At 72.3% G+C, this 11,202-nt stretch carries 7 protein-coding genes; 5 read left to right on the plus strand and 2 right to left on the minus strand.

Annotated elements, in window-relative coordinates; all coding sequences use genetic code 11:
- The first annotated feature begins 47 nt into the window (after positions 1–47).
- From D455_RS0106490 to D455_RS0106505, 4 genes are all read left to right on the plus strand, one after another.
- Entirely contained in the window at positions 48–2,111 is a 2,064-nt protein-coding gene (locus D455_RS0106490; RefSeq protein ID WP_017569944.1) for a bacteriocin-associated integral membrane family protein, read from the plus strand.
- 15 nt (positions 2,112–2,126) lie between these two features.
- Positions 2,127–2,759 carry an ATP-binding cassette domain-containing protein gene (locus D455_RS0106495; protein WP_017569945.1) on the plus strand — a complete coding sequence of 211 codons (633 nt, stop codon included), beginning with the start codon at positions 2,127–2,129 and terminating at the stop codon, positions 2,757–2,759.
- 164 nt (positions 2,760–2,923) lie between these two features.
- Complete coding sequence (locus D455_RS0106500; RefSeq protein ID WP_017569946.1) at positions 2,924–5,002, plus strand: hypothetical protein; 2,079 nt, start codon at positions 2,924–2,926, stop codon at positions 5,000–5,002.
- Between the two features lie 247 nt (positions 5,003–5,249).
- Complete coding sequence (locus D455_RS0106505; protein ID WP_020480239.1) at positions 5,250–8,426, plus strand: tetratricopeptide repeat protein; 3,177 nt, start codon at positions 5,250–5,252, stop codon at positions 8,424–8,426.
- 188 nt (positions 8,427–8,614) lie between these two features.
- Here the strand turns inward: D455_RS0106505 and D455_RS0106510 are convergent, their stop codons facing one another.
- Both D455_RS0106510 and D455_RS0106515 read right to left on the minus strand, forming a co-directional pair.
- Positions 8,615–9,253 (minus strand): DUF6518 family protein, encoded by a 639-nt coding sequence (locus tag D455_RS0106510; protein WP_017569947.1) that lies wholly within the window; start codon positions 9,251–9,253, stop codon positions 8,615–8,617.
- 280 nt (positions 9,254–9,533) lie between these two features.
- Positions 9,534–10,580 carry a hypothetical protein gene (locus D455_RS0106515; protein WP_051064584.1) on the minus strand — a complete coding sequence of 349 codons (1,047 nt, stop codon included), beginning with the start codon at positions 10,578–10,580 and terminating at the stop codon, positions 9,534–9,536.
- 380 nt (positions 10,581–10,960) lie between these two features.
- On the opposite strand from D455_RS0106515, the gene D455_RS0106520 reads away from it, so the two are divergent.
- Positions 10,961–11,202 (plus strand): acyltransferase family protein (locus D455_RS0106520; protein ID WP_017569949.1); only part of this gene is annotated, 242 nt, incomplete at its 3' end.

Genomic DNA, 11,202 nt, shown 5'->3' on the forward strand with positions numbered 1-11,202 from the left:
GCAGCTCCACCGGCGGGTCCGCCATACCCGTCTCCCAGGACGCCCAGGTGCCGAACCGCATCCTCTCCTTCGCCTACACGGCCTGCGTCGCGTTCGCCGCGCTCATCGCCTTCCTCCTCGCCGCCACGGCCGAGCAGACCCTCTACGTCCTCGAGGACTCGGAGATGGTGTGGATCACCGAGGACGACGGAACCCACGACACCGACGAGGTCGCGCGTACCGTGCAGGAGGTCGCCGACGCACACGGCGCCGCCATCGGCTACGTCATCCTCGACGTCGAGGAACCCTCCTCGCGGGCCCACATGTACCTGGCGGTCTCCGACCCCGACTCCCACCACGCCCGCTGGCTGGAGGAGGGCTACCCGTCCTTCAGCCGCAGCTTCACCGTTGAGACCCACCCCCTCACCGAGTTCGGCGATGTGGGGCCCAAGGGCAACTACCTGGTCTTCGACGCGCCCCGGGCTGAGCCCGCCCTGCGTGAAGCGCTCGCCGACCACGGTCTGCGCGAGGCACCGGGCACGCATGTCGCCCAGCTGTGGCACTTCCTCACCGGTGGCCACCTGTTCAACCTCGTGGTCGTGGCTCTGCTCGGCACCGTCACCGCCGTCGGCGCCGGTGTCCTGCTCGCTTCCCGCGACTACGGCGTTATGCGCCTCCAGGGGCACTCCTACGCGGCCATCCTGCGTAGGGACCTGGCCAGGGTCGCCCGCCTGGGCGCGATCGCGTTGCCCGTGGTGGCCGCCGCCACCTTGGCGTTCCTCGGCTTCTACAACGGCTGGAACCAACTCGGTTTCTACGCACCCCTGGCGCTGGTGTTCCTGGGGCTGCTCGCCGTGCCCTGCCTGATCGTGCACGCCGCAGTACTCGGTCTGGTGCACACCACCGAGATCCTGCCCGCGCTCAAGGGCCGTCTGCCCGTACGCAGCACCACCGTCGCCATCTATCTGGTACGCGTCCCCGTGCTGGTACTGACCCTGGTCATCGTCGGCTCCGTCGTCCTCAACGTGCAGAACGCCCGGGAACAGCGCATCGGGTTGGAGGTCTACGAGCAGTACGGCGACGCCTCACGGCTCGGCCTGAGCTCCAACTACGGCTGGTCCGACCCCGAAGCCGTCGACGCCGAACTCGGCCCGTGGCTGCGTCGGGTCGACACCAACGGCGACATGGTGCTGGCAGTCAATGTGGACCCGGTGCGGCTCCTACCCAGCGATCCGGAACCACCCGACATGGACAATCCCATCCTCATCGTCAACAACACGTACCTGACCGAACAGGAGGTCCTCGCGCCGTCCGGAGAGCGCTACGGGCCCGGCGAGAGTATCCGTGTCATCGTGCCTGAGTCCGCCTCCGCGCATGCTGACCAGTTGACCGAAGGTATGACCGGCTGGCTTGAGGCAAACGGCCTGCCCGCTCGCGCCTTCGACATCGAGGTGCGACCGGCCGCCGGTGACCAGACCGTGTTCACCTACGGAGCGCAGGGCGATCGTGGCCTCCGGTTCCTTCCCCTGCTGCACGAACCGGTCATCATCGCCCTGCCCAACGGGGAGGTCATGTCCGACGCCGGCTACGTCAACCACATGTCCGGAGGAGAGACGGTCTTCCTGGACCCCAGCGTGGTCGAGGAGTTCCGCGCCGAAAACCAGCAGGCGTCCCAGTACATCTCCATGGTCGAGAAGCTCACCACCGTCGCGTTGAGAACACATGCCGAGACCGTGGTGAGGCTGCGCAGCGAACTGTTCAACCTCGTCGGTGCGAGCGCCGTGCTGTTGCTGACCGCCGTGGCCGCGTGCATCATCCACGTACGTACGCGCGGACAGACCATCTTCGCCCGGCACATCAGCGGTTGGACCTTCGTGGCCACCCATCGGCGGTTGCTGGTCGTCGAGGGGGTCATCGCGGCGGCCTTCGTGGGCTGGGCCACGTGGGACACCATCAGCACACTGGTGGCGGCCAACAACGCGACCGGACCGCCGATTCCCGGCCTGGTGACCACCACCGGGGTAGAACCCCTCTACGCCGTGGGAATCGCGCTGGCCTCCCTCGCGATCACCCTCGGCGCGCTCGCCGTCTTCCACCGCCGTATCGTCCGTGAAGGCGCCTCCCAGGCCTGACCCCCGAGGAACACCATGATCACCCTGAACAACCTCGCCAAGTCCTTCGGCCAGCGCACCCTGTGGCGGGACCTGGACCTGACCGTCCACGCCGGGAAGATGCTCGCCCTGGTCGGCCCCTCCGGCTCGGGCAAGACCACCCTGCTCAACTGCATGGGGCTCCTGGAGAGCCCGAGCGGCGGCGACATCGTCCACGACGGGAAGAAGATCACCCGCCTCAGCGCCGGGAAACGGCGCCGCTTCCGCCGCGACCACCTGGGATACCTCTTCCAGAACTACGCGCTGATGGAGAACGCCACGATCAGGGCGAACCTGGACGTGGCGGGGCGCGACCGCAAGCTCCAGGCCCAGGCCCTGGAGCGCGTCGGCCTGGCCGGTCGTGAGAAGGAGAAGGTGCACTACCTCTCCGGCGGCGAGCAGCAGCGCGTCGCCCTGGCGCGGCTGATGGTCAAGCAGCCCACCCTGGTGCTGGCCGACGAGCCCACCGGCGCGCTGGACGAGGACAACGGGCGCATGGTCATCGACACCCTGCGCGCGATGGCCCGCGAGGGGTGCGCGGTGGTGGTCGCCACCCACAACGACGACGTGCGCGACGCCTGCGACGCGGTGTTCGACGTCCAGGAGCAGCGCCTCACCGCGACCGTGTAGAACCGGCACACCGTACGAGGGGGCGGGCGGCGACCCGCGTTCACGGCTCGGCCACGCACAGCGGCGCCCGGCACCGCCCGCCCCGGGAACAGGACACCGGTCCCCCGTCCCCCCGCTTCCCCGCCCCACGTCCCTCGCCCCTGCCCGGATCCGGAAACCCCCTCATGCTCCATCGCGGCATCACCTTCGCACACGCCGCCTTCCTCGTGCTCTCGGCCCTGCTGTCGTTCCTGGTGGTCCGCGAACACCTGGAGGCCGTACTCGACCCCGGCGCGACGCTCGTGCAGGTCCGGGGCACCAACGAGGCGGCCGGTCGGGACGGCGTCCACGAAACGGTCGCCTCCTTCGCCGAGGAGCACCGGGTGAACATCGCCCTGGAGGTCGCCGACCCGCGCGATCCGGGCGGTGTCCGCCACCTGTACCTGGCCGTGGGCGCACCCGAACGGCCCGGCGGCTCCTGGCTCGAACGGGGCTATCCCGGTCTCTCCCCCGATCTGCGCACCGAGGTCCACCCCTGGGCCGAGGCCGCGGACCTGGATCCGCGCGGGGCCTACCGCCTCCTCGGCCCCGAGGAGAAGGCATCCGACCTCTTCGGGGCCCTGTCCGCGTACGGGTTGGACGGACACGTCGCCTCCGCGTACGAGAACGACGAGTGGTTCAAGATCGCCCGGCACGGCACGTTCGCCGACGTCTTCGTCATCGCCCTCCTGTGCGGCGTGGTCTCCGTCGGCACCGGTGTGCTCCTCAACTCCCGTTCCTACGCCGTCCTGCGCCTCCAGGGCGTGTCACCGGTCCGCGTCCTCCTGCGCGACCTCGCGCAGCTGGCACGGTTCTGGGTGGTGGCGGCCCCGACCGTCGCGGTGGCCGCGGCGGGCCTTCTCCTGCTCCACGGAGCCCTGTCCCGCGCCGGGCTGCTCCTGGAGGCGGCCCTGTTCCACCTCTCCGTGTTCACTGCCGTCGGCCTGGTCACGCACGCCGCCGCACTCGCCATGGTGCACGTCACGGGCATCCTTCCCGCGCTCGGGGGCAGGCTGCCCGCACGCCTGGCCACCGTCGGCGCCTACGCCGTCCGCGTGCCCGCCCTGGTGCTCGTACTCGGTCTCACCGCGAGCCTCGCCCTGAGCCTCCAGGTCCTCCGGGGCCAGCACGAGGGCCGGGCGCTCTTCGCGGAGGCCGACGGCGTCTCCCGCTTCCACTTCTCGGGGAACGTGGACGAACTGGGCGAGGAGGAGACGGTGGAGGAGTTCGGCGAGGCGCTCCGCACCCTGGACGCACGGGGGGAGCTGCTCCTGGTGGCGCCTTCGGACGACACCTCCGTTCTCGGTGGAGCGCCCCGGCCCCTGCCCGGCGGCCTCGCCATGGTCGTGGTCAACGACACCTACCTGGAACGGCGTCCCGTCCTGGACCCCGACGGGGAGCCGCACAGTTCCTCGTCCGGGGGCGGCGCCGTGCGCGTCCTCGTCCCCGAGGCCCACGCCGACCTGGCGGACGCCCTCGGCACGGAGGTCGGGCGTCAGCTGCGCGCGTCGTGGGAGGAGGCCGGGGACACGCCCCCGCGGATCGACGTCGAGACCGCGCTCAGCCGGTCCGGGCAACGATTGTTCACATACGGCGCCTCCCCCACCGGAAACCGGAGCGGCATCCCCTTCGTGCGGGACCCCGTGGTCGTGGCGGTGCCCAACGGCTCCGAGGTCCTGCGCCCCGCCCACTACCGCGACCACGCCATGAGCGGGGCCGCCCTCGTCCCCGACGGCGAGGCCTTCGCCGTCGGGGAACTGCCCGCCTACCTCGACGGCGTCCAACCCGTGGCCCTCCAGGCCGCCGACGAGTACCGGGAGATCTCCTCCCAGACGCGCATGGAGGGGTTCGCGCTCGCCGGGGCGGTCGCTGTCCTGTTCGTCACCGGGGTCACGGTGTGCGTCGTCCACGTCCGTACGCACTCCCAGGCGGTCTTCGCCCGCCACCTGCACGGCTGGAGCCTCCCGGCCACGCACCGGGCGCTGCTGGTGCTGGAGTTGCCATTGGCCGTCGCATTCGTCGGATGGTCCGCGTGGGACTCGGCCCGGACCCTGGCGTACACCCGCGAGTCGGAGTTCACCGCTCCGGACGCGACGGTGGTACGGGCCCTCACCCTGGAGCCGTTCCTGGCGGCGGGGACCGCCACCCTGGGGCTGAGCCTGGTCCTGGCCGTGCTGGCCCTCCTCCACCGCCGCGTCGTCCGCGAGGGCGCCGCCGAGGCCTGACGCGGGCCATTCGGTCACCGGTCACCGGATTCCACAGGGGCGCGAACGGGCACGGCCGGGCCGCAGCGGCCCCGAAACGCGCGAGGTGTCCCCCCGGCGACGGGCGGATGAACGCCTTCCGAGGTGTCCCTCCCCGTCTGGACACCGGCCCTCCCACGGCACGAGGATCGGTTTCCCACCGGGCGGCACACCCCGCGAACCCCGGTGTACACGGTTGTCCGGTGTCCCGGGAGAGGGTGGAGCGAGCGTGGACGAGACCCCCCACAAGGAGGGTGAATCCTCCCTGGTCCCACGCGGGTGGCGACCGCTCCACAGCGGTCTGGCCACCGGGCTGGCGGTGGCCCTCGGCCTGGGCACGGCGCTCCAGGGCGTCCCGGAACTGCTTCCGGAGAACGGCGGCCTGTGGGTCGCGCTGCTCGCCGTCCTCGGCAGCGGGGTGGCCGCGTCCGCGCAGGCGCTGCTCGAACGCCTCGGCCACGCTCAGGAATCCCGCGAGAGGCCCGCACTGCGCCGACGGCTGCCTCCGCCCATCGAACACTTCACCGGCCACACCGACCTCGTGGCGGAGCTGCTCCAGGAGTTCGCCCGCTTCCCCCGCAAAGGGGCGCGCCGACTGGTCAGCCGACCCACGTGGACGATCGGGCGGCGGCGACACCGCGGCGGCCCGCTGGCCATCGCGATCACCGGTGAGGGCGGCACGGGCAAGAGCCAGCTGGTCGCACAGGTCGTCGACAAGGTGGCCGACCGCTTCCCCGACGGCAAGCTGGAGTTCGAACTCTACGGCGGCGCGGCGCACGAGGTCTCCGCCGAGACGCACCCGTCCACGCGGGGACGGACGGTCCACTCCGGTTCCGGGCACCGACCTCCGGAGGTCGGATCCGACGGCACCGATCCGATCACCCCGGTGCGCCGCGAACCCCGGCGCCCCGAGGAGATCCTCGCCCAGATGATCACCGAGGTCGGGGGCCACCCTCCGGAGGGAGCCTCTCCGGAGGACCTGAGGGGGCTGTGGAGCGCGGCGACCGAGGAGCGCAGACTGCTCGTCGTCCTCGACAACGCCAGGGACTACGCCCAGGTGGAGCCGCTACTGCCCAGCGGTCGGGGGTGCGCGGTCCTCATCACCAGCCGCAACGACTTCCCCGACGCGGCGCGTCCCATGGGACGCCGTCACCTGGCCCCCCTACCGCCCGAGGAGGGCCTGGAGCTGCTGGACGGACTGGTGAGCGGCTCCCCCCGTCCGCTGTCGGAGGCCGACCGCGCCGCACTGCCCGGCCTCGTCGCCGCCTGCCACGGGTTCCCTCTGGCGCTCTGCCTGGTGGGCACACAGATCACCCAGGAGCGGGGGCCGGGTGCCGCCGACCTCATGCGTCACATGAGCGACCCCGCCCTGCGCCTGACCGTGCCGGGGCCCCAGGCCATCGCCCGGTCGCTCGCGTTCAGCCTGCAACAGTGCGAACCGCGGGAGCGGCTGCTGCTGAGCCGCCTGGCCGGTGCCGGGCTGACGACCTTCACCGCGTGGTCGGCCGCGGCGCTGCTGGACGTCTCCGAGGACGAGGCCAAGCCCCTGTTGTTACGGATGAGTCACCGGTACCTGGTGACGTACCTGTACGAGGCGGGAGGGTTCGACCGGTTCCAGTTGCACGACCACGTCCGGAGCACCCTGTTGACGGTGGGTCCCCGCGTCCTCGGTGTCCCGGAGGCGGAACTGCCGGACTGGTCGCGGGAGGAACTCGGGCTCGCGGTGGAACGGCTGCTACGCGCCTTCGACCGGATCGCGGAGGCGGCCGCGCGGCGGGCCGCGCCGCACGAGTGGAGCTTCGGCGCCTCCCTGCCCGGCTGGGACGGCACGGACCAGGGAAGACCGTCCCCTCCCGCTCCGGCCGATCCCATGGCGTGGCTGGAGTCCGAGCAGCGGAGCTTCGAGGCCTGCTTCCAGTGGACTCGACCGCGTGAGACCGCACCGGACGACCGGTGGCGAGAGGGAACCGACGAGCGGGAGCAGCGGAGAAGGCGGGCCATCGGGTACGGGTGGCGACTGCGCCGGGCCTTCGCCGTACTGTGCCGGACCGGGCGCACACGGTGGGAGGCGATGCGGGAGGCCACCCAGCAGGCGACCGTGCTGGCCCTGGAGATGGGCGAACCGCTCGCCTACGGGATCGCCCTGCTCGACCGCGCCGAGGTGGCCAGCGGTCACGGCGACCACGACACCGGCTACGAGCGCGCCCTGACCGCGCTGTACGTCCTGGAGCAGTTGGAGTCGGCGGATCCGCGGTGGAGGGCGCGGGCGCACCGGGCGATCGGGGTGAACCTGTACCGCCGCGGCGACCTGGACGAGGGCCGGGCCGAGATCGAGGAGGCCGTACGGATCTTCTCCGACCACGATGACCGCTGGTGGCGGGTGCGGTCACTGTGCAACCTGGCCGAGGTCGATCGCTTCCAGGGGCACTGGGAGCGTGCTCACGCGTTGCTCACCCACGCGCAGGGCCTGCTCGTGGGCTCCCAGGACTCCCCGGAGCAGTGGGCCAGGGTCCAGTGGCAGAAGGGAGAGGTGCTGCGGCTGCGCGGATTCGCGCTCAACGCCTGGTTCGTACTGGACGACGAGCGGGAGCGGCTCCCACCGACGCCGAACGGGGACTGGTACCGCGCCCGCTACCTGCGCTCGTTGGGCCAGCTGCCGACCACCAGGCTCAACCGGGAGGCCTGGGAGTGCGAGCTGCTGCTCAGCCCCGCACGCGAACGTGACCGGCGCCGTCTGACCGCACGGGACCCGGACTGGCCGAGGAAACAGCGGGACAGGGTGGCCGCCCTGTTCGCCGACGGGGACCAGGGGTACGCCGACCGCTGCGCCGAGATACGGCCCGCGCACGGGCTGCTGCGACGCCGGGAGAGGCTGCGGGAGTCCTGGCGGGACGCGGACCAGATCGCCCGGTTGCGGGAGGCGGAGCGGGTGTTCGTGGAGATCGGTGACGACTGGGGGCGGTGGCGCACGTGCCTGGTGGTGGGCCGGGCACAGATGGCCCTGGACCGGGACCGGGGCAAGGAGGAGATGCTGCGGGCCGCCGAGGGGTTCCGGGAGCTGGGTGACAAATGGTGGCACGCCCGTGCGCACCGCATGGCGGCGGAGTCGCTGCGGCAGGCCGACCGGCTGTCCGAGGCCGAGGAGCTGGCCAGGGTCGCGGTCGACGGCTACCGGGGGCTCCAGCACCGTTCCGGGCAACTGCGGGCGATGAGGTTGCTGGCCGAGATCATGATCGGCCGCGACCTCCTGGAGGCGTGGCGCACGCTCAACGCGGCCGAGGAACTCGCGGAGGAGGGGGTCCGGCTCGGGATGGTACCGGAGTCGTTGCTCCAGGAGATCCGGGACGTGCTGCGCGTCACCGAACACGGCCCCTACTCGACCCTCGGCGCCGATCCGGTGCGGTAGCCGGAGCGCCGCCGCACCGCACCGCTGGACCAGACCACCGTCGAGCACGGGGCCTCCCCGAACGGCCTCCGACCACCGACGCGGGGCCCGCCCGGGTGAGGGACCGCCGCGGTGCCCGGCCGCGCACGCGATTCGCCCGTCGCATGGGCTCCGGGGGGCCGCCCGTCAGACGGCGACCGCGTCGGTCCTCAGGTGAACCACATGATGACCCTGCCGGAGTACACCAGGACGAAGGCCGCCGCCACGAGGGCCGTGGTCCCCGAAGCGAGCAGGAGGGAGCGCGCGTCGGGGAACCGGCGCACCCCGCCCCACACCAGGAACGCGACACCCACGGCGATGCTGCCGGACCAGTACACGGGGGACGTGGTGTCCGCGATGTAGGCGAGTCCGTACGCGCCCTCCCCGACGAGCACCCCGCTCATGGCGCCCACCGCCAGCGGGGTGAGCCGGGTACGCCAACGCACGGCGTTTCCGCCCCAGCCGAGGAACGGCCCCACCACCACGGCGGCGGTCAGCCAGAAGGCCGTCATGCTGGTGGCGACGCCGTATCCGCGCACGATGGAGGCGAGGTCGTAACCGAGGACCATCGCCGCCAGCGACAGCACTCCGACGATCGCGGAGACCCACGGGCGCCGGGCGAGCATCCCGAGCAGGAACGCGACCAGGCTCCAGGAGCCGGACGAGTTCGCCAGCGACGACAGCGCGTCCGGCAGCAGGCCCTGCCCGTAGGAGGTCGCGTACCCCACGACGAGGCCTACGCCGACCGCCGTGGCGAGGGACGACGGCGAAGCGGTCGGGGACGGGGGTTTCTCGGTGTCCGCGGTCATGCACTCTTCCGTTTCCCTGGGTCAGGCTCTGGTGAGGGCGGACAGACTTGCCCTCACCAGGGTTAACGCCGCCCGCGACTCTCCGGGTTCACAGCGAGGCGACGGCCGCGGCCCGGTGGCGCGGACGCCGGTGACCCGGATACGGGAACCGCCCCGCCCCGGGAGCCGGGTGTCCACGAGGTGGAGGTTCAACGCCAGGCCTCCGGGAACCGGCCCGCCCCGGGACCCGGGCGGACCCCCAGGCACGGTCCCGGAGCCGGACCCGGGCGCGGAGACCGCCCTACAGCGCCTCGGAGTCACCGGTGGACCCCGGTGCGATCTCCCCGTCCACTTCCGGGTACTCCTGGCGGACACGGTGTGCCACCTCGGCGAAGCCGCCGCGCTCCAGGACGATCAGCTGCTCGCGGGCGAACCGCGTGCGGGTGGCCTCGTCCCTGACGGAGTCGATCAGTCCCCGCAGGATCGCCACCTGCACGTCGCGCTCGGCCGACTCGCGGGTGCCGTTGTCGGCGGGCCACCAGTAGCTCTCGTACCCCTCGCCGTCCACGTCGCTGCCCGGTCCCGGGGGCATGTCGGCATCGTCCTCCACGAAGCCCAGCGGGTCGCCGAACGGGTCGAGGTCCTCGTCGGCGGCCGGGCGCGGCGGGACGACCGGACCGGCGGCCATCGGATCCTGCCCGGTCTCGCGCTCGACCTCGCGCAGCTGGCGGTCCTTGCGGAGCCCGGCCATACGGCGCAACCGCTCCTCGTCCTCCTCCGGCAGGCGCAGGCTCACCTCCTCCGCCCACACCACGATCCCGGAACCGATGACCGCGGTCTCCACCGCGAGCCGGGCGGCCAGTTCACACTCGGCCGTCCCGTGGCCGCCGGGCTCGACACGGCGGGCCAACTCGGAGGCGCGGGTGACCACGGCCAGGACCGCCGGAGCGACCGGGTTGCGCAGGCGCAGGTCCACGTGGCCGTCCCACCGCCAGTGCACCACGGCGGAGAACACCAGGTCGTAGTCCTCGGTGGCGCTGGGCAGCGCGACCGGGCGGACACGGGTGCCTCGCCCGGCGACCGGTTCCCCCAGCGCCCCCGGCGGCCGGGAGGGGTCTCCGGATTCCCGTTCCGGGGAGGCGTCGGCGGCCTCGGCGCCCTCCGTGCCCTCGGTGTACACGAGGAAGGCGCCCAGGAGCAGCAGCACGGCCGGGATCCACAGCAGGGTCCACAGTCCGACCAGGGGATAGAGGACACAGGGCACGACGGACACCACCGTGGTGGCCACCACGAGGCGCGTTCGGATGACGGGGGTGACGGTGTGCCTCCTCTCGCGGCGTGGTCGCACCGGCCTGGTCCGGTGGACGGGGGCACCGCGGCACTGGCGTGATCCGGCGCGCGACGACACGGGGGTGGTCGGCGCGGACCGGCACGGCCCGGCGCGCTGCGGCGCGGTCCCTTCCGGCGACATCCGACAGTCTGCCCCAGATCCGGAGTGGACGCGTCACGAACGGGTCCTCGCATGCCCCCGAGCGGCCCGCGCCCCTCCCCAGACGAACGTCCGGCCACGGGAACGTGTCCCCCACGCCCCGGTTGGACGAACACCTGCCCCCGTGTCGGCTCCGGGGGCGACGGGGGGCTCCGGTTCGGCACACAATGCGGTCATCCCCCGCGCGACCGTCCCCCGGTCCCCGCCCTCGTCGCCGAGCCCGCCCTCGGAGCCAGCCCATGTTCACAGCACCCGCCCGGACCGGGCGCCGCTTCCGTCCCGAGGTCCAGGGCCTGCGCGCCGTCGCCGTGCTCCTGGTCCTCGCCTACCACCTGGACTCCGGCCTGCTGCCCGGCGGCTACGTCGGCGTCGACGTGTTCTTCGTGATCTCCGGTTTCCTCATCACGTCGCTGTTGTACCGCGAGGCCACCGAGCACGACCGGGTGTCGATCAGCGGCTTCTACGTGCGTCGTGTGCGGCG

Source organism: Nocardiopsis halotolerans DSM 44410 (genome assembly GCF_000341065.1).
Taxonomy (GTDB): domain Bacteria; phylum Actinomycetota; class Actinomycetes; order Streptosporangiales; family Streptosporangiaceae; genus Nocardiopsis; species Nocardiopsis halotolerans.

Bases quoted from the DNA above. Each gene is read 5' to 3' on its own strand.
- D455_RS0106495 (WP_017569945.1), top strand. From the start codon at position 2,127: ATGATCACCCTGAACAACCTCGCCAAGTCCTTCGGCCAGCGCACCCTG.
- D455_RS0106500 (WP_017569946.1), top strand. From the start codon at position 2,924: ATGCTCCATCGCGGCATCACCTTCGCACACGCCGCCTTCCTCGTGCTC.
- D455_RS0106510 (WP_017569947.1), bottom strand. From the start codon at position 9,253: ATGACCGCGGACACCGAGAAACCCCCGTCCCCGACCGCTTCGCCGTCG.